The following is a 19,030-nucleotide window of genomic DNA, read 5'->3' on the forward strand; positions in this document are numbered from 1 at the left end:
GCCATACAGCGAGGAGCATCTCCCATGTATTGTTTCAAAGTACGGTAACGATCAGGGCTGTCAGCGCGGCGATCGCGGCAAACAGCGGCATTCCGTGCAAAAACGATTCGATATGCTTTTTCGGATCCTGATAGTATTTCTTCTCCGGCAAAAACGAGAAACGGATGCGTTTTGTACTGCGCCACCAGAGCAGATCGATCACAAGGAGATCGAACAGGCCCAATCCCTCGCCGAATGCAAGGAAGTACCAAAATGCTGACAGGTAATTGTTTAGACCCAGCACACTTTTCAACGCAAGCCCCAAAACGGAAAACACCACTGTAAACAAAAGAAGATTACTGAGCAAAATGGCAGCGGTGGATTTTGCCTTCGGAACTGCTTGCCCAAGCTGAGGGTCGCTTTGCACACGGGTCTGAACCTCATCGGGATAGGAACGCAATCCGATGAGATTTTTCCTGTCCGTGCCTGTTCCGAGAAAGCATACGCCCCAATACAGAAAATAAAATACAGCGGCGATCATGATTTTCATATATATCTACGCTCCCATTCCATTTGCCGACCATCTCCGCTCCTGACGAACGCTTTTCATACCAATCTGCCTCCCCGCTATTTTTTGACCTTCATGCAGAAATCGCAGCGGTCATTTCCGCGCCCCAGCGTTTTTGTTCGGTGCCAAATGAGCTTCGGATGAAGACCGGTGTAGCTGATGTCATCACTGTCGCAAAAGCAGCGGCACAGCTCCGGGCATCCGTATTCTGTGCAGGTGTCGTGATAGGGACACTTCATCATATCCACACGCCAGACGCCGCTGCCGGTCTGCAGTTCTTTTGGGGCAAAGCCCGCCGCCGGGCCGAAAATGCTCCGGGTGGATTTGACGAAAACGCCGGGAACAAGGCGATAAAGCCCCGGTATGTGCAGCAGGGCGGCAAGCTGTTTGTGGCTCGTTCTCGCCAAGCGCTCCACATAGCCGTGAACGGTTTGCAGTGCCTCCTCTTTCGGCATGACCCGCTGCAAGGTCTCGTAGGCCGAAATGCCCGGCAAGATCTGCCGCTTGAGGTGGTATTGCTTTTCCTTGCTTGCACCCGCATTTTCAGCCAGCAGCGCATTCAGGCGCATATCAAAAGCGGCGTTCAGCTGCTTTGCCTGCTCAGGAAAACGTTGTGCCGCAGTCTCCCGGAAATCACGGGAAAGATAGGTTTTCTTCCTCTTCATCGTCCGTTACCCTTTCTTTTTGTACCCGCAGTCGCAGTAGGACCCACCGGAGGCAAGGGTGTACTGCCGCACAAAGTCGGTCACGCCGCCCGCTTCGCTCATTGTGTAGTCCAGACGGCACAGGGCGGGGGTCAGGTCGTACAGACCCAGCTCCTTCATCAGCACACAGATGCCGCACTTGGTAAAGCGTCCCTCGTAGCCGCTGCCATCCGGGTATTCGTAAAACTCCATGTTCCACGAGTAGGGGTTGCGGTCGGCGGCTTTCAGAGTGGCGGTTGCCTTCATAGCGGCAATGTCCTTTGCGGTAAACTTGCTTTTTCCGCTTTTGCGGCAGAACCACTGCATGGGCTTTGTCATCATGGATCTTGCATAGTAATCCGTCAGCCTGTCCACCTCCGGGCGCTGCGGCATGGAGAGAATGAACGCGCCGACCATGGCGCAGTTGACGATGTTCATCTTGAAGCGGTCCGCTTTTTCAAACTCCGGCAGCCTGCGGATGATCTGCCGGTATTGCGGCTTTGCCTTTTTCGTGATGGCTTTTGCGGTAGCTGCATCATAGCCCAGCACAGTGGTCAGCTGCTTTTGAAAGGAGCCGGCAAACAGCGCCCACATCCCAAAGGGCATTCCGGTGTACTTCATTGCAGATACCTCCCGGCTTCCGCTTCCAGTGCCTGCCATACCGGGTAGGCTGCGCCATGTTCATCGAAAAATTTCTTGAGATCCCGGTTCAGCGCACTCATTTCGTCGATGACGTTCATGGCATGGTCGGAGGCGCAGAGCTTCCCCAGCGAGGTGGCACACATCAGCTTGAAAAAGCGCAGGCAGGTCTTGCGGTACTTTTCCCCTTCAAAGTCCGCATCCTCCTTGGGCAGAATGGCGTGCCCGGCATTTCTGATGGCGCGGTATCCCTCGATGTTAGCATCCAGCAGACGGTTCAGGTATGCAGTATCTCCCCTGAGCTTTTTCAGGTCGCCGTCTGTCTTATAGCAGGCAAAGGCCGCAGGCATCACAAACGCGGCATGGCAGAGCAGATAGTCCTCCATGTTCGGCTCGTAGACGACCTTATATTTCGTGCCATAGAAGATACGCCCAATCAACTGTTTATTGGAGGTTGCACCCGTCAGCTGCCCAATGGTGATCTTTTTTAGGTCGATGGAGACCACCCGGTCAGCCTCCCGATGCCCCGCAGAAAGCGCAAAGGCAAACAGGACGTTCTTCCCCGGCAGCGCCGCCGCCAGTGCCCTCGCCTGCACATTGTTCCCCACAAAAACGATGTTCTTCGTCCGGTTCGCCCGCAGCATGTCCAGAACGGAATCCAGCTGTGTATAGCGCAGGACCACAAAGATCACATCGTACTTTGCATCCGGCGCAAGCTCCGTCACCACCGGAATGCGGCTGACCGAGGTGCGGAGCGAAAATTTGTCCTTGATCCGCAGGCCGTTCTGCTTGATCTCCGCAGCCCAGTTTCCCCGCGCAAGCAGAGTGACATCCTTTCCGGCGCGCAGCAGATTTCTTGCCAGATTGCACCCCAGAACGCCTGCACCATATACCAGAATTTTCATAGCTTGCCTCCAAATCCGATCTTCACGATCTGCATTTTCATCCCGTTGTCCCCGACCTTGGCGAGAAATCGGAAAAAGCCGCTGACGGAAAGGTCTTTCCGATCACTGTACTGTCATCATTGTCGCCAGCGCCGCCGCTATGGCTGCCATACCTACCGTACCGAAAAGCCACTTTTTCTGCTTGTCTTTTGCAGTAATGTAGGGCTTCAGATCCTCCGTTCCGGGGATCGTCCATGCGTTCGTGTGCCCCACCCAATAGCCGTCAACCAACAGGCGGTCCATGAGATTCATAACAGACAAGATAACGAGCAACTGCCAGAAACCCTGAACAAAGCCCTTTGCACCGTTTATCCCATAGACACAGACCAGCACATAGCCGATATAGCCGGGGACGCATACCGCTTTGAAAATCAAAGCATTTCGCTTTATTTTCTCGTGTGTTGTAAGTCCCAGCTTCACGCACCGCTGCTGCACCGCCGGGCTGTAAAGATGCACCATCCCAACAGCCCCTTTGCGGATGCCCGCAGCGCAGACGAGAACCAACAGGATTCCCAGCCCAAGACCTTCCAGAATCACCTGTAAAAGCATTACTTATTCCTCCTGTATCCGTTTTCATCCCGGTATTCGGGATGTTCCTTTACGTATGGATCCTTATCGCCGCAGATGGTATAGTCGCATCGGCAGCCGTCCACGCAGGTGGTCGTCCGCACGAGCTTGGCATGGAGCAGTTCCATGGATGCATAGTCCACATTGCACAGGGCAGGCATAATGTCCGTAAATCCGAACCGCTTGGCAAATTCCGCCGCCGGACACGCCGTAAATTCATAATAGATGGGCTTGCCGTTTTCGTAAGGCGCAACATCCATCTCGTAATCATGCCATGTGTCACAGTGCTTTTGGGTGGTGCTGAACGCCCGATACATCAGCTTTTTCCAGAATGGCTTGTTGATGTCAACGAAGCGCAGCTCCGGAAGGACGGCAGTATCAGATTTTCTTCGATCTCTTCCATTTCGCGGAATGTGACCACATCCCGGCACACATCGTAAAAGCACATGATGGCGATGCAGTCGTAGGTTCCGCCCATGCCGTTGTGAAAATTCTTCCTGCCGCCCAAATCGGTGCGCCAGTCGGAAAGAAGCTCTGCGTATTTCAGCTGCACCTGCTCCCATATCACTTCGCGCTCCGCCCCCGGATAGTGCAGAGCGATTTTCGCCAAAATTTCTTTTTTGCAGGGCGTGGAATACAGCACATGGCAGCTACGGTCAATTTGTAATTCGCTGTCCTTCATCTTCCCACGCCTTTCAGAAAACCGCTCTTTGCATTTTCTTCGGTGTCGTCCGATTCGTCGTAGGCATCATAGGGTGCCGATGGGTCGTGTACTCGTTTTTTGAATGGTGAACAGCGCTTGTCTTTGTGGGCAAACGCAAAGGCAAAATTGTCCGTCCATCCCGTGTGACCGGTGATGAAATATGGATGCAGCCCACGTGCGCGCAGTTTCCGCTCCAGCTCCGCCAGTGACTGCACAGCCAGCTTATTGTCCTCCGCCAGCGAGGAAATGAAGCTGTAACCGCCGTCCGCACCAAACCACAGTGTGTCGCCGATAAAAAGGTACTTATCGTCAATGAGGTAGACCATATGTCCCCATGTATGACCGGGAACCAGAAAACACTCGATCCTGACGCCGTCAATGTCAAGTACCTGCCCATCGTGCAGCAGTACCTTTTCGTTGTTGATCGTGACCCGCGGCAATTTATAGAGATGACAGATGACTTTTCGCCGCTCCTCGCCGGTGAGATACCGGTTCTCGATCTCGCCGATGTACAGCTTCGCATTCCGGAACAGCCCCGGACCGTCTGCTTCCACCGCACCCACATGGTCGGTGTCCTGATGGGTGATAAGGATATGGTGTATCGACTTCGGATCAATCCCAAGCCAGCTCATTTTTTCGGCAAGGCGGTCGTAGTTATATCCCGCATCGACCATAATGGTCGTATCGCCTTTGCGGTAGAAGAAGATGTTCGCCACCCATTCGCGCACGCAGGCAACATTCTCGTCGATCCAGCCGGTGTTCAAAGGCTTGAAGATTTCCTTGCCCCGGTACATCCAGCTCATTGCTTTTCTTTGAAATTCCGTTGCCTTTTTCGACATGATCGCACCTCATTTCTGTGCTGTGATGCACAGTCAGCCCTTTTTATTTTTGTGGTTCTGGATCTTACAAAATCCTGCTTGCTCCAGATACGTTTTACCGTTCACAATGCAATGCTTTTTACCAGATGCGCCCACTGCTCCGGGTGACAAGCCAGCAATTCCTCGTGCTGCAAGTTCTGCTCATGGAGAACAGGATGTGCAAAATGCTGCTGATACCGGGCACGATATTTTGCGCCCATTTTCAGGGCGTAAAAAATATGGATCTCGGTACCGGGTACATGGATCTTATCCGGCAGCGGAGTGATAAGATCGGAATAGAACTGATTTTTACAGCTCTGCATGGTCACATAAGGGCGGGCCTCACCGAACATTTTCAGAAAGGCTTTGACATAATCCCCCGACTCTTTGGCACGCTTGTCCAGACGCTTTTGGAGAAATTTTGCCTTGAACTTTCCGTCCCGCACCACAGGGTAGATCAATGGCAGCAGAAAATCAGTCTGCAATCTTGCCGCCAGCGGCGATGCCTGATCCAGATCGGAGCTGCCCAGAATGCCACAGTCCATGTGGATGTTCTGCCGTGCCGCCAGCAGCCCCACAAACGAGCCGCCCAGAGAGCAGCCGTAGGCCGCCCGGATGTGACCGCCGCAGTGGGTCTTGAGGTAGGCCTCGATCTTTTCGGTCTCCTCCAGCATGGTGGGAAATTCGGTCTGTTCAGTCTCATCAAAGCCATCGTAGCTGACGCACAGCACCCGGAAGCTGTCAGCCAGAAGCGGGATCACCGCACCGAAATTGCTTTTCCAATGGCAACAGGTGCCCGGCAGCAGCAACAGCACCGGGGCATCCTCTGCACCAAAATGGTAGATCTTCATCCTGATACGCTCCTTCTCTATTTATTTTCCACCTGTAAATAGAAGAGATCTATTTCTTCGTATAGGGCAGAGTTTTGAGTTAGACAAAGCTAACTTTTTCATTCTATAAAAAGCCGCTTCTCAGCGGTCCTTCTGCCAAAATAATACGCCCTGCCGTCTCCTCTGTCAAGAAGTTTAGGCATTTTCAGAGATTTTGAAAAAGATTTCGCTTTCGGGAACCCCCAACCGTCACCCCAGTGCCACATCCAGCACCATCATCACGCTGAAGCCCACCGCAAAAAACACCGTGCCAACGTTGGAGTGCTGCCCCTGCGACATTTCCGGGATCAGTTTCTCCATCACCACATACAGCATGGCTCCGGCTGCAAAGCTGAGCAGATAGGGCAAAGCGGGCACCACGATGCCTGCCGCCAGAATCGTCAGCACTGCCCCGATGGGCTATTCACGGTTGTTATCAACGAATCAAATCGTGAATTGCGATGGCAGGGTGCGTCCTATTCAGGGGCGCACCCTGTTTTTGTGGCTATTTTTACCATCACATAAATTTGCACTGCCGTTGCCATAGCAACCGACAAAGGAAAGTGAATTTGATAAAATGCTCTGCGGTTGGTTATTGCTAACTAACTACCACAACCAAAGAACCATTGATTGATCAAAGGAGTTTTCCATGAAAAAGATTTCTCGTCGTTCGTTTATCACTGCCATGGCTGCTGTAAGTGCAGCCGGTGTTCTGGCCGCCTGCGGTTCTTCTTCAAGCAGCACGGCTTCTTCTGTGGCTTCTTCCGCTGTATCCAGCGAAGCAACTTCCTCTGCCGCATCTATGGATGAGACCGGCACCCACACCGTCATCGACCACGGCGGCAATGAGGTCGAAGTCCCCAACAAGGTCACTCGTGTGGTCATCGACCAGATCCCCATCCTGTCCACCTACATGGCCTATTTTGAGGGCAGCGCACCCTATATCGTGGGCTATTGCGGCTCCTTCAAGTCGGTCATTTCCGACACCGTGCTCAAGAACATCGCCCCGGAGCTGATGGAATCCAGCGACACGGTCTATGCGCAGAGCGACCTCAATATTGAGGAGATCATGAAGCTGAACCCGGATGTCATCCTGTACAATGCAGGCAATTCCTCCCATGCAGAAATCCTGAAGGCCAGCGGTATTCCCTCGATCGGCTTTGCCACCGTGGGTGCTTCCACCGAGGCTGACCCGCTGGAGCGCTATGAGGAGTGGCTGAAACTGCTGGAGGATATCTTTGGCGAACCGGGCAAGACCGAGGCCTTTGTGGCTGCCGGTGACGAGATCGTGGCCGATGTGGAAGCCCGCATTGCGGATATTCCTGAGAGCGACCGCCCCAGCGCCCTGATCCTGTGGAAGTACTCGGACGGTGTGCCGCAGGTCTCCGGAAACGGCACTTTCGGTACCTACTGGATGAAGCATCTGGGCGTGACCGACAAAGCGCTGGAAGCCACCGGTTTTGCCCAGACCAGCATGGAACAGGTCTACAGCTGGGATCCGGACATCCTCTTCCTCGATGGCCCCGGCCTGCAGCCCCTGCGCACGGAGAATGTGCTTTCCGGCAACGTGGATGGTGCCGACTTCTCCACGCTGACCGCCGTTCAGAACGGCCGCGTGTACAACACCACCCTCGGTATGTGGAACTGGTTCACCCCGAACCCGGATGCCCCGCTGGTACTGGCATGGCTGGCCTGCAACACCTACCCGGACGCTTTCGCAGATTACCCGCTGGGCGATACCATCAAGGAATATTACAAGACATGGTACGGCTACGATGTGACAGATGACGAGTTGGAGGAAATGCTGCTGTACTGATGAAAGATACCATCTGGATCAAAAAAGGCCGGTTCACTCCTCTGGCCGTGGTGTTGATGTTCGCTTTTCCCCTTGTGACCGCACTCATCTGCCTGTGCTTTGGGCGAATGAATGTTCCGGTAGGCGAAGTTCTCACAGCTTTGCGCACTGCTCTGACGGGTGAGAGCACCTCAAATGTACAGAACTACTCCATCGTCATCAATCTGCGGCTGCCCCGCATTCTAATGGCCATCATCGTCGGCGCAGGTCTGTCTTGTGCAGGCAATACCTATCAATCCTTATTCTCCAATCCGCTTGCCACACCGGATATTTTGGGTGTAACCAGCGGCACCTGTGTGGGTGCAATTCTTGCTATTATCCTGTCTTGCAGTATTCTGGAAACGCAGCTCATCGCCTTGGTCTTTGGCCTGATTTCCGTCTGTTTTACTCTGAAAGTCGCAGGCAAGAGTGATGGGCGTTCGATGGTTTATCTGGTGCTGGCCGGTACGATTGCATCCTCTCTGTTCAACGCACTGGGTTCGCTGTTGAAATATACTGCCGATCCGCAGGACAAGCTGCCGGAGATCACCTACTGGCTCTTGGTCAGCTTTACCAGTGCCAGTTACCAAAAGATCCTGATTGGCTGCCCACTTATCGTTGCGGGAATCATCATCATCTATCTGCTGCGCTGGCGGCTGAACATCCTTTCACTGAGTGATGACGAGGCTCGTGCCAGCGGCATCAACATCAAACAGACCCGGATGCTGTTTATTGTTGCATCTACGCTGGTCACGGCTTCAGCCGTTTCCATGTGCGGTCAGGTGGGCTGGATTGGTCTGCTGATCCCGCACGCATCCCGGATGCTGGTTGGAAGCAACAACCGTTATGTGGTGCCCCTCAGTCTCAGTCTGGGAGCCAGCTTTATGATCCTGATCGATACCCTGTCCCGCAGCATCAGCATTATCGAGCTGCCTCTTTCCATCCTCACCGCTATCATCGGTGCACCGGCGTTTATTTCTCTGTTGAATAAAACAAGGAGCAATCTGCAATGATCTTAGAAGTGCAGAACGGTTGCTTCGGCTACCCGAAGCAGCCTGTGATTCTCGAAAATATCAATTTGCGTCTGGAAGAAGGTCACATCCTTGCGATTCTTGGTCCAAACGGCATTGGTAAAACCACCCTGCTCAAGTGCATGATCGGTCTGCTGCCATGGTACAGCGGCAAGACCCTGCTTTACGGGAAGGACATTCACACCCTCAAACCGAAGGATGTCTGGAGTACCATCTCCTACATTCCGCAGTCTCGCGGCTTCGCTTTTTCCTACACCGGTCTGGAAATGGTTCTGCTGGGGCGCAGTGCACATCTCGGGACCTTTCAGCAGCCCGGCAAAGAGGAAATCGAAATGGCGGAAGCCATGATGGAACGGGTGGGGATCACCCGCCTTGCCAACAAGGACTGCAACCGGATGAGCGGCGGTGAACTGCAAATGGTGCTCATCGCCCGTGCCCTCATCAATGAGCCGAAGCTCATCATTCTGGACGAGCCGGAAACCGGTCTGGATTTCCACAATCAGATCTTAGTACTGAATATGGTGGAGCGGCTGGCGCATGAATCCGGCATCAGTGCCATCATGAATACCCACTATCCCACCAATGCCATGAGCGTAGCGGACGAAGCCCTGATGCTGAACCGCAAAGGCGAATTTTTCTACGGTCCAGCTGCGGAGATCTTGAACGAGGAGAACATCTCGTATTCTTTTGATGTTCAGGTGCTGGTGGATGAACTGCATTATCAGGGGCGGTCGGTGCGCAGCATCGTTCCGGTTGCTCTGCGGGAGGAAACTGCTGTATGAACAATGTCCCTTTTACACTTTCCCAGGTTCGCCCGATCCGGGATGCTATGACCGTTTCCCGACCTTCCGGACTGGGCTATGGAGTGCCGGTAACATGGTTTTCCTTGGGCGCAGGCACTTCTATTACCCCGGAATACTATGACTGCACCACTCTTTATCTGGGTGGTGAGGGAAACGGCAAGTTTCTTCTGGGAGTCGATGGGCAGGAAGTGTCTGTCAAACCCGGAGAAGTGCTGTATGTACCGCCGAAAACACTGTGCGGCACAAAAACCAACAGTGGAATGATCTATACCGAAATCATTTTGAAAAAGGAGAATTTTACCATGAACAACATCATCAAGGCAGGCCAGCCCACCGAACTGAAGAACCTCATTTCTTATGAAGAGGGCAGCATCGCCAATCTGGACATCGCTCATGCAGACAACATGAAATTTGTCCTGATGGCTTTTGACGAGGGCACCGGCCTGACTCCGCACCGCGCTCCCGGCAATGCCATCCTGACCGCCCTCGAAGGCAAGGCCATTATTGGCTATGAGGGCAAGGATTACGAACTGAACGCAGGCGAGAGCTTCCGCTTCGATAAGAACGGCCTGCACAGCGTTACCGCACAGGGCAAATTCAAAATGAGCCTGCTGCTGGTCATCGAATAAGCGATTTTCTGTTTCATAACTGACGCAAAGAACCCGTCTGGACGTACCAGACGGGTTCTTTGCGTCTGCCAGATTCAGCAGTAGTAGAGGAACGAACGCAGGCGGCTCCATGCAGTTTCATCCCAGTCGTTATCAAGGGAAATCTGGAACAGCGGAGCCCGACAGGCATCGTGCAGGCCGCGCATATCCAGAATCATCGCTGTATTTTCATACCGGGGTGCAAGGGTCAGCACTGCATTGGTACGGTTAGAAAGCTCCACGGCCTTGGCGTACCGATATCGACCGTTCCCGCCTGAAAAATTCGGCAAGGCAGAGTCCGCAATGAGGAACAGTGTTTCAGCGTCTTCCGCAAAGGCACTGTGCGCTCCAAGTTCATTACCAAGGGTCTGCATCTGCCTCTGCATCTGGTCAAGCCAACCAGCCGATGGTTTGTTTTCATCCAAATTGTCTTTCCACAGAAACCAGAGTGCCTCGCTGAGTGGGGCGCGAAGCACCTGTTCGCCTTCGGCTTCCAGCGCGGCAAGTACGCCGTTGTCCAGTTCTGTCAGGCAGAGCGGCGTACCAACAGCGGCAATGCGGCGGCCTTTTGCGGGAAGTGTGCCGATTTCTCTCGCTGCGGTGTGCAGCTGCTTCCAGTCGGGCAGAGCATCCCACTGTGCTGCCATGTCTGCACGTTGGTCTACCGGGGCGGCATAGAGGATATCTCCCGCCAGCAAAGTGCGGAAGAGAGCATCACGGTTCTGCGCCATTTCGGGCAGTGTTTCCAGCATTGGGCTGACCAGTTGAGCATTCAGCTCTTTTCTGCGGTCCAACACAGCACGGATGACACGGGCGTATTGACCGTCTGCTTCCGCTCCCTGCGTCTGCGGAATCAGGAACTGCGCATGTGTCTGGTCGTTTTTTCGCTCGGCAAGGATACTGCCCAGCAGTGCCGGGAAAGGCAGGTATTCTTTTGCACTCGTCTCTGCTCGGCCAAGGCTTAGAATATCGTCCGTCAGGTGCGGCAGCTCGTAGGGATCTGCCCCTTGCTGTTTGAAATATGCAGCCAGATAGGGCGTATAAGCACCCATCGCCGGAAGATAGAGTGGCACATTGGGGGATGGTGTCTGTGCCAGACGACAGGGGTGAATATCGACCTGCTCCAGCACAAAGTCCTTGGGCAGAACTTCCACCGGGCGGTGGTTCAGGCTGTTCAGGAAGGCTTCAATGCGGGTGATGACACCCACATTGGAGAAGTGCTCGTCCACTTCGATCTGCAAGTAGGGCTTATCCCCCATTTCCTGCTTGAACAGATGGGACAGCATGGTATCCGGGCCGCAGCCGTGGTTGGTCAGATACACCGCATACAGGTTCGGATGATGAGCGATGAGCTTTGCGCCGGACAGGATGTGCTGTCCGAACGGATAATACAGATTTTCGTATTCGTCCGCAATGTCCAGCGCATGGCCGGGCAGATGACTCAGGGTAATGACCTTGTATCCGCGTTCCAGCAGCAGTTCCGGGATACCCATGTTCAGGATGGGGTCGGAAACGCCATAATTCCGGGTGATGAGCACCAGAATTTTGTCCTCCGGTTTCAGGGTCGCCAGCAGTGCTTTGCCCTGCTTTTCCACTGCGGCAGTATGGCGGCGCACCGCCATGGCACCGCTGAGCAGTGCTTTTGCGCAAAGCGGCTTCGGGATACCTAGTACTTTGCCCAGCCCCAGCATGGCGGTGGCCATGGCTTCCTGCCCGAAGTCCAGATCAAATACCGGGCTGAGCAGGGTGATGCCCTTGCTTTCGATGTCCAGTGCCTTTGCGATGGACACCGCCGCCGTCTGCATATAGACGCAGCCGTAGTTGTGCTTCACCCGGCTCTTTTCGTGCTTCATGGTGTGGATGCTGGGCAGAAAGATATAATCCACCTTCTGGTCGATGAGCTGCTGTATGTGGCCGTAGATCAGCTTGACCGGGTAGCAGGTCTCGCTCTGTGCCAGCTGCTGGGAAAGCCGGGTGGTTTCCTCGCTGGTCGGGTCGGTCAGGACTACGTTGAACCCCAGCGAGGTAAAGAAGGCATTCGCCATCGGGAAGAATTTGTGGATCATCAACGCAAAAGGCACACCTACGGTCTTTTTACGTGGGTCACGTTTTCCAGTGTAACCCTCCAAAAGCAGTTTGTCTGCCTGCTTGTAGAAGTCAATATTCTTCTGAATCTCCGCACTGCGGCTGTCCTCTGCGGCCTGTGCCGGGCTGTCAAACCCGACGAACTGACTGGACGTATCGCCCACCGCTTCCTGCGCCAGCAGGGCCGCGCCGTATGCGCCGCTGATGGAGAACACCGGGCTGACCCGGACCCGGCTGCCATAGGCCGCCTGAAAAGCCGCCACGATGCCGGGATTGTAATCCACACCGCCCTGCAATACGATGTGCTGTCCGACCGGTTTGGAGCCGACCACTTTGTGCAGGTAGTTCTGCACGATGGCGTGGCACAGTCCGGCCACAATATCTGCCTGTGGAACGCCTTCGGCAGCGGCAGAAGCAATGGCGGTTTCAATGAATACCGTGCAGCGCTCGCCCAATGCGGTCGGGTGCTCTGCGGACAACGCCAACTGGCCAAATTCAGCCAGCGGAATCCCCATGCGGGCGGCCTGTTCCTCTACAAAAGAACCGGTGCCCGCTGCGCAGATCTTGTTCATCTGGAAATCCACGACCTCACCGTTTTTCAGGCTGATGTATTTGCTGTCCTGCCCGCCGATCTCAAAGACAGTATCCACCTCCGGCACCCAGTGCGCAGCGCCCTTGGCTTGCGCAGTGATCTCATCCCGGACAGCATCTGCTCCGATGCGTTTGCCGACGCGCTCTCGTCCAGAACCGGTCACACCGACTGCGGTAAATCGAATATCACCAAACCGCTGACGAATACTTGCAAGGCCTTTGCGGACAGCTCCTTCCGGGTCACCTGCGGTGCGCAGATATTGAAAGTCTACCAGTTCGCCGTCAGCACCGACCAGAACAAGATCGGTACTGGTAGAACCGATGTCGATGCCCAATGCGCAGCCACTTTCTGGAATGATCTTGGTAGCGTTTGGCTCCGCAAGGCTCGTGCCGGGGCGCAGTTCCAGTTTGGGCAATGTTCCGACCGTGTGGTGTGTTGTTCGTGTACAGTCCAGAGAATCATTCAGTTGACGTAACGTGAACGAGCCGGATGCTTTGAGTGCAGCACCAAGAGCCGCTTCATATCGGGCAAACTCCGGAACGATGAGTTCTTTCTCACTCAACCCGAATACATCCCGGATGGCTCGGATCACGCCTGCATTGCAGGTAACACCACCGCAGAATACCACAGGTTTGCAGACCGGCAGCCGCCGCACGATGGTAGCTTTATAGTTGCGGATCATTGCATAGCACAATCCCAGCAGGATATCCGGCGTGGAAACGCCTTCCTGCTGGCGGTGAATGATATCCGTTTTGGCAAACACTGCGCAGCGTCCGGAAAGCCGCGGGATGCTCTGCGCCTGCTCAACCAGCGCAGAATAATCCTCCAGCTTGCAGCCCACACGGGACATCTGATCCTCAAAAAAGGAACCGGTACCGCCTGCGCAATGCTCGTTGGCCGCAAACTGCGGGGTCCGGCTCTGGACTTCCGTGATGAACCGCGCTCCCTGGCTGCCGATTTCAATAATCGAACCGGCCTGCGGCACAAGCCTGTGCACACCTTCCACGATGGCAGGGATCTCTCCTAATTCTGACAGAACCGGACAACGTTCCAGTAGTGCCCCGGCATTATCACCTGTCACACAAACGGCAAGTGTCTCGTCCCTGCCAATAGCAAGTTCCGACAAGCCCTGCCGCAGGCACAGAAGTGGTCTGCCGTGATGCACGGCAAGCCAGTACTTCTCCACTGTTTCGTTCTGCATCAGCACGATTTTGACCGTGGAGGTACCAAGATCCATTCCCAAAGAATACATGGGACAGCTCCTTTCAAAAATCAACCCTGTTGCTTTGAGGGTTTGACATTTCAAACTTCATTCCGTATAATAGAGCTGTCGTAAATTAGACAGCTCTAACCAGAGTTTAACATAACTACCTCGATGTGTCCGTTGTTATGGCAACGGACGGAATGATTTTGGAGCATGGAAAAATATTATTCGATTTTACAGCAGTGCGGAATGTTCCACGGCATCCAGCCGCGCCGCTACCGGGATGTTCTGGACTGCCTGCACGCAAGCGTGCATCAATATCCCCGCAATACGCATCTTGTGGAACTGGGCGAACAAAGCCACAATACAGGCATCCTGCTGGATGGCACAGTGGAAGAGTTTCTGTATGATGAAAATGGCAATCAGGTCAGCATCTGCCGGCTGGCAAGCGGGCAGATTTTCGGGGCCGAACTGGCCTGTACCGGCTGGAGTACCAGTCCGGTCTGCCTGCGGGCCGACTCAGACTGTACGGTGCTCCGGCTGGATTTCAGTGCGCTCATGTCCCAGCAGACCATGAGCTGTCCCTGCCGGATGCAGGTGACCGCCAATCTGATGCAGGACATGGCACAGCAGCTTCTGTTCTTCAATACAAAGGTGCGCATCCTTGCCCAGAAGCGTCTGCGGGATCGGCTGAAAATTTATTTGCAGACGCTGACACCGGACAGCAAAGGGTGTTATCATCTGCTGTACAGCCGCACCGAACTAGCCGACTTCCTCTGTGTAGACCGCAGCGCGCTTTCCCGCGAATTGTGCCGGATGCGGGATGAGAAACTTCTTGAATTTTCCGGGGCAAAAATCAAGATTCTGGATGATAATTTTCTCCGTCACTAAGATTCAAACTGAAATAAAAGGAAGGCAGGGTGTTCTTTTGATGGAACACTCCGCCTTCCTTATCGTGTGTGGATTTTTGGGAGTTAGTCTTCTAGTCCATGGATTCCAGCCACATTCTTCAAATATTCCTCCGGTTCGCCGTTTAGAATCAGGTCCGCATAGCCTAGCGGGTCATTATAGACGAGATAGTCTAACTCCGACCTCTGCGCCATGGTAACGTCCAGCGCATCCTCGGCCCCGGTGCAGTCGATGGAAATTTTTCTTCCATCCCGGAGCAGCAGCTCCACGCACCCGGCGTCCATGTTGAACGAACAAACTCTTGCATCGTACTTCATAATTTTGTCCTTTCTGCCTTACGGCACTCTTACCGTGGTCTGTCGTGCTTTTTTGTGATAAGGTCTAGGACGTTTTTCGAGGGAAGCAAGAGATTCGTTTTGTTTTCCAAAGAAAACAAAAAATCCGAACCCTTCTCCTATCGGAAAAAAGTTCGGATTTTGTTGATGTGGTGCACCTCCAGGGACTCGAACCCTGGGCCCACTGATTAAGAGAAACCAACGTGCAACAATCGTCAATTCCCAGAATTGCGTAAAATCGTTATTTTTATCGTTTCACCGTAAATTTGCATTTTGCATCTGCTGCATTCTTTGCACCTGTTATCCCCTCTTGCATCCGTTATCCAGCCGTTCCGGTGTGCAAAAATGTGCAGAGCCAAAATCAGCACCTTAAAACAGGTATCGGATTTTTATGCAATGGGGTGAAAACAGGTCTGTTTCATCCGGCGAAAGGCACACTCTATATCACCAATTTATACCATACATCAAATGTACATCAACAATTTGATTCTTGGCAGGGATATGGACAATCGAACTGACACCACCTTATATAAAAGGAGTTTTCCCATGAACAAACTGCTTTCCTGCCGCTACAACATGGACACCAACCGGGTGGAAGCCCGGTTCGCTGATGGCTCTGCCGTTGCCATCGACTGCGTCGCCATCGAGGACAAGTACGGCAACACCCCGAAACAACGGGCAGAACTTGACTGGCTGCTCTACCATAAGCCTTTGGAGTATGCACAGCTTGTGCTGGGAGGAGAGATGGAGCACTATCTCTCGCTGGGATGCGACCACGGCAGGCTGGATGATTAAGTCCCTATAAAGAACACGGTGCCCACCGACCTATGGTTTGCCATAAGCTGGTAGCATCGCTTCTTATCCATAAGCAACTCGCTCTTTTCGGCTAACGCTTTTTTGTAAATGTTTCCCTTGCAGAATCTCTCCAGATTCTCTATAATAAGAAAGAGCTTTATAAATCTTCTTTCAAATGTTGAATCTGCTCTTGGAGGTGAGTGAGCCCATGACCGGCAGCGGCGCAAATAACCGTGATGTTAAAAAAATCAACCGCATCCGAACGATTCGCAGCATTTTTTCCTGCGACCGAATCTCGCAGCCGGAGCTTGCGGCAAAAGTCAACAACAGCTGGCCGACCGTATTGCAGAATGTCAAAGAACTGATGGCGATGGGACTGGTGCAGGAGGTCGGCACCTTTGAATCCACCGGCGGGCGCAAGGCGAGAGCATTCGCTCCTGTACGGGATGCCAGACTTGCGGTCGGACTGGAGATTACCCAGAATCATGTCGGAGCAGTTCTGGTCGATCTGTCCGGTAACCTTCTCCGCTATGAGCGTAAAAAGCGTCTTTATGAGCGGTCGGACACCTATGCGGAAATGCTTGCCGGAATCGTGCAGGGGCTGATCGAAAAAGAGGGCTACCCGGTGGAAAAAATTCTGGGTGTCGGCATTTCGCTGCCCGGTATTCTGGACAAAGAGGGGCAGACATTGGTTTACTCTCATGCCTTGGGTCTGCGGAATGTTCCTACCGAAGAATTCAGCCGTTACATCCCGTTCTCCTGCCGGTTCATCAATGACGCGAACGCTGCCGGACTTGCTGAAGTGCGCGACCTCGAATCTCCCCGCAGCCTTGTCTACCTTTCTCTGAGCAACAGTGTCGGTGGTGCGATTCTGACCGGTGGAGCGCTCTATGGCGGCGACCATCTTCGTGCCGGAGAGTTCGGGCACAACACGCTCGTTCCCGATGGCCGCCCCTGCTACTGCGGAAAAAAGGGCTGTCTGGATGCCTATTGCTCTGCAAAAGTCCTCTCCCGACTGACCGACGGAAATCTTGCACTATTCTTTGATGGGTTGCGCTCTGGCGATGCAGCTTTGCAAACGGCATGGAATGAATACCTTTCTTACCTTGCTGTAGCAGTCAATAATCTGCGCATGACCTTCGACTGTGATGTAATTGTTGGCGGCTACGTTGGCGGATTTCTGGCAGAGTTTGGCGAACCGCTCCGGGAAATGCTGGTCGAGCGTAATACGTTTGAGCCGGACAGTTCCTACCTGAAGTTCAGCCGCTATAAGCTGGAAGCCTCTGCGCTGGGAGCCGCTCTGCTCCATATCGAAGCCTTCATTCAGAACCTATAAACCTTCCCATCGAGGACGGCACCTGCCGTCCTCGATTTTTTGCACAATTCCGCCGCTTTTTCCTTGTGCAGTTCTCCGAATCCGCGAAAAAGGGCTTGACTTTGGTTGTGCGGTGTGTTAATTTGTAGTCACATTCATAAACACTTTATAAAAGTTAATAAACAAATAAAAACGGAGGTCATCTTATGAAAGGCACAATGAAAGTTGCAGTCATGAACGGCATCGGCAAGATGGGCTACACCACCCGCCCGATCCCCACACCCAAAGAGGACGAAGTTCTGGTCAAGCTGGAATACGTTGGCATCTGCGGCAGCGATATGCACTACTATGAAACGGGTGCGATCGGCAATTATGTAGTCAAGCCGCCGTTCGTGCTGGGCCACGAGCCGGGCGGCACAGTCGTGGAAGTTGGCAGTGCTGTCAAGCATCTGAAAGTCGGCGACCGCGTTGCGCTGGAGCCGGGCAAGACCTGCGGTCACTGCAAGTTCTGCCGTGAGGGCAAATACAACCTCTGCCCGGATGTCGTGTTCTTCGCTACTCCGCCGGTAGACGGTGTTTTTCAGGAGTATGTGGCCCATGAAGCAAACCTCTGCTTCAAGCTGCCGGACAACGTAAGCACCATGAAGGTGCGCTGATCGAGCCTCTGGCTGTTGGTTTCCACGCAGCCAATCAGGGCGGTGCTCATGCCGGTCAGACTGCGGTGGTCATGGGTGCAGGCTGCATTGGTCTGGTCTCCATGATGGCGCTGAAAGCCGAGGGTGTTTCCCGTGTTTACGTTGTGGATATCATGCAGAAGCGTCTGGATAAGGCTCTTGAACTGGGTGCAGACGGTGTGATCAACAGCCGCGAAAAGGATGCCGTCCAAACGATTCTCGACCTGACCGATGGTCTGGGCTGCGACCTCGTTATCGAGACTGCTGGTACAGAAATCACTACCCGCCAGGCCATTGAGATGGCGCAGAAGGGTGCAAACATCGTTCTGGTCGGTTACTCCAAATCCGGCGAGATGACCCTGCCTATGAGCCTTGCACTGGACAAGGAACTGACCTTCAAGACCGTGTTCCGTTATCGCCACATTTACCCCATGGCGATCGATGCCGTTGCTTCCGGCAAAATCAACCTGAAGGGCATTGTGACCAACATCTTTGACTTTGACGACATCCAGAATGCCATGGACAAGAGCATTTCGGACAAGGCCAACATCGTCAAAGCAGTGGTGAAGATTGCGGAGGCAACGAAGGTATGAGTTTTCCGCAGGTTCTGACCGGTGTGGCGCACATTGGCATCCCGACAAATGATCTCGACAAGACCATTGCATTTTACAAGAAGCTGGGGTTTGTTTCTGCGCTGGAAACGGTAAACAAAGCCGCCGGGGAGCGCGTTGCGTTTCTTCAGCTTGGCGATCTGATGATCGAAACCTATGAAAACCATCGTGCGGCGGAAAAGGCCGGAGCAATCGACCATGTAGCTCTGGCAACGACCGATATCGAAGCCGCCTTTGCTGCAGCAAAAGAGGCAGGGATGCACCTGCTGCATTCCAGCATCCAGTCACTGCCGTTCTGGGAAAACGGTGTGCGCTTTTTCATGGTCGAAGGCCCGAATAAAGAGAGAATAGAGTTCTGCCAGAAATTATAAGCATCGCGTCAAGAG

General features: G+C 53.6%; 19 protein-coding genes and 2 pseudogenes. 9 read left to right on the forward strand and 12 right to left on the reverse strand.

Annotated features, from left to right (window positions below):
- Positions 1 to 34: 34 nt before the first annotated feature.
- The 10 genes and pseudogenes from DXA70_RS01805 to DXA70_RS01850 all read right to left on the reverse strand — a co-directional run.
- Positions 35 to 529 carry an ABC transporter permease gene (locus DXA70_RS01805; RefSeq protein ID WP_112092004.1) on the reverse strand — a complete coding sequence of 165 codons (495 nt, stop codon included), beginning with the start codon at positions 527 to 529 and terminating at the stop codon, positions 35 to 37.
- 77 nt (positions 530 to 606) lie between these two features.
- Positions 607 to 1,212 (reverse strand): L-2-amino-thiazoline-4-carboxylic acid hydrolase, encoded by a 606-nt coding sequence (locus DXA70_RS01810; RefSeq protein ID WP_128117439.1) that lies wholly within the window; start codon positions 1,210 to 1,212, stop codon positions 607 to 609.
- A gap of 6 nt (positions 1,213 to 1,218) precedes the next feature.
- Positions 1,219 to 1,851, reverse strand: coding sequence for an L-2-amino-thiazoline-4-carboxylic acid hydrolase (locus DXA70_RS01815; protein WP_128117440.1), 633 nt, complete (start codon positions 1,849 to 1,851; stop codon positions 1,219 to 1,221).
- On the reverse strand, positions 1,848 to 2,774 hold the full coding sequence (locus DXA70_RS01820; protein ID WP_128117441.1) for a 2-dehydropantoate 2-reductase N-terminal domain-containing protein: 927 nt from the start codon (positions 2,772 to 2,774) through the stop codon (positions 1,848 to 1,850). Before DXA70_RS01820 ends, DXA70_RS01815 begins: the two co-directional genes overlap by 4 nt.
- A 102-nt stretch (positions 2,775 to 2,876) precedes the next feature.
- On the reverse strand, positions 2,877 to 3,362 hold the full coding sequence (locus DXA70_RS01830) for a hypothetical protein (RefSeq protein WP_128117442.1): 486 nt from the start codon (positions 3,360 to 3,362) through the stop codon (positions 2,877 to 2,879).
- Positions 3,362 to 3,697 carry an L-2-amino-thiazoline-4-carboxylic acid hydrolase gene (locus tag DXA70_RS13970; RefSeq protein WP_243000967.1) on the reverse strand — a complete coding sequence of 112 codons (336 nt, stop codon included), beginning with the start codon at positions 3,695 to 3,697 and terminating at the stop codon, positions 3,362 to 3,364. Before DXA70_RS13970 ends, DXA70_RS01830 begins: the two co-directional genes overlap by 1 nt.
- On the reverse strand, positions 3,697 to 4,062 hold the full coding sequence (locus DXA70_RS13975; RefSeq protein ID WP_243000968.1) for a hypothetical protein: 366 nt from the start codon (positions 4,060 to 4,062) through the stop codon (positions 3,697 to 3,699). The genes DXA70_RS13970 and DXA70_RS13975 overlap by 1 nt, the downstream gene beginning before the upstream one ends.
- A complete protein-coding gene (locus DXA70_RS01840) occupies positions 4,059 to 4,922 on the reverse strand; it encodes an MBL fold metallo-hydrolase (RefSeq protein ID WP_128117443.1) in 864 nt (287 codons plus the stop codon). Before DXA70_RS01840 ends, DXA70_RS13975 begins: the two co-directional genes overlap by 4 nt.
- Before the next feature lie 101 nt (positions 4,923 to 5,023).
- Positions 5,024 to 5,791, reverse strand: a complete 768-nt coding sequence (locus DXA70_RS01845) for an alpha/beta fold hydrolase (protein WP_128117444.1) — start codon at positions 5,789 to 5,791, stop codon at positions 5,024 to 5,026.
- Between the two features lie 228 nt (positions 5,792 to 6,019).
- Positions 6,020 to 6,229, reverse strand: a pseudogene (locus tag DXA70_RS01850) (ZIP family metal transporter); the annotation flags it as partial.
- A 229-nt stretch (positions 6,230 to 6,458) separates the two neighbouring features.
- Between DXA70_RS01850 and DXA70_RS01855 the strand changes: the two are divergent.
- The 4 genes from DXA70_RS01855 to DXA70_RS01870 are packed head-to-tail and all read left to right on the forward strand — an operon-like array spanning position 6,459 to position 10,106.
- A complete protein-coding gene (locus DXA70_RS01855; RefSeq protein WP_128117446.1) occupies positions 6,459 to 7,625 on the forward strand; it encodes an ABC transporter substrate-binding protein in 1,167 nt (388 codons plus the stop codon).
- Positions 7,625 to 8,656 (forward strand): iron ABC transporter permease, encoded by a 1,032-nt coding sequence (locus tag DXA70_RS01860; protein WP_128117447.1) that lies wholly within the window; start codon positions 7,625 to 7,627, stop codon positions 8,654 to 8,656. The genes DXA70_RS01855 and DXA70_RS01860 overlap by 1 nt, the downstream gene beginning before the upstream one ends.
- A complete protein-coding gene (locus tag DXA70_RS01865) occupies positions 8,653 to 9,456 on the forward strand; it encodes an ABC transporter ATP-binding protein (RefSeq protein ID WP_128117448.1) in 804 nt (267 codons plus the stop codon). Before DXA70_RS01860 ends, DXA70_RS01865 begins: the two co-directional genes overlap by 4 nt.
- Entirely contained in the window at positions 9,453 to 10,106 is a 654-nt protein-coding gene (locus tag DXA70_RS01870) for a cupin domain-containing protein (protein WP_128117449.1), read from the forward strand. The genes DXA70_RS01865 and DXA70_RS01870 overlap by 4 nt, the downstream gene beginning before the upstream one ends.
- A gap of 74 nt (positions 10,107 to 10,180) precedes the next feature.
- Here the strand turns inward: DXA70_RS01870 and DXA70_RS01875 are convergent, their stop codons facing one another.
- Positions 10,181 to 14,053, reverse strand: a complete 3,873-nt coding sequence (locus tag DXA70_RS01875) for an acyl-CoA dehydratase activase (RefSeq protein WP_243000970.1) — start codon at positions 14,051 to 14,053, stop codon at positions 10,181 to 10,183.
- 165 nt (positions 14,054 to 14,218) lie between these two features.
- Here DXA70_RS01875 and DXA70_RS01880 point away from each other — a divergent pair, with 165 nt between their 5' ends.
- Positions 14,219 to 14,896: a Crp/Fnr family transcriptional regulator gene (locus tag DXA70_RS01880; protein WP_199522839.1), complete on the forward strand. Its 678-nt coding sequence runs from the start codon at positions 14,219 to 14,221 to the stop codon at positions 14,894 to 14,896.
- Positions 14,897 to 14,979: 83 nt separating this feature from the next.
- On the opposite strand, the gene DXA70_RS01885 is transcribed toward DXA70_RS01880, so the two are convergent.
- A complete protein-coding gene (locus DXA70_RS01885) occupies positions 14,980 to 15,231 on the reverse strand; it encodes a DUF6061 family protein (RefSeq protein ID WP_128117450.1) in 252 nt (83 codons plus the stop codon).
- A 564-nt stretch (positions 15,232 to 15,795) separates the two neighbouring features.
- Here DXA70_RS01885 and DXA70_RS01895 point away from each other — a divergent pair.
- The 4 genes and pseudogenes from DXA70_RS01895 to DXA70_RS01910 all read left to right on the forward strand — a co-directional run bounded on the left by DXA70_RS01895 (position 15,796) and on the right by DXA70_RS01910 (position 19,015).
- Positions 15,796 to 16,044: a DUF6061 family protein gene (locus DXA70_RS01895; protein ID WP_128117452.1), complete on the forward strand. Its 249-nt coding sequence runs from the start codon at positions 15,796 to 15,798 to the stop codon at positions 16,042 to 16,044.
- A gap of 208 nt (positions 16,045 to 16,252) precedes the next feature.
- Entirely contained in the window at positions 16,253 to 17,380 is a 1,128-nt protein-coding gene (locus DXA70_RS01900; RefSeq protein ID WP_120119684.1) for an ROK family transcriptional regulator, read from the forward strand.
- A 185-nt stretch (positions 17,381 to 17,565) separates the two neighbouring features.
- Positions 17,566 to 18,626: pseudogene (locus DXA70_RS01905) on the forward strand (NAD(P)-dependent alcohol dehydrogenase).
- Complete coding sequence (locus DXA70_RS01910) at positions 18,623 to 19,015, forward strand: VOC family protein (protein WP_117476342.1); 393 nt, start codon at positions 18,623 to 18,625, stop codon at positions 19,013 to 19,015. The pseudogene DXA70_RS01905 and the gene DXA70_RS01910 overlap by 4 nt, the downstream one beginning before the upstream one ends.
- Positions 19,016 to 19,030: the final 15 nt, after the last annotated feature.

Origin of the sequence: Faecalibacterium sp. OF04-11AC, from assembly GCF_003460645.1 — a bacterium.
GTDB lineage: Bacteria > Bacillota > Clostridia > Oscillospirales > Ruminococcaceae > Faecalibacterium > Faecalibacterium prausnitzii_I.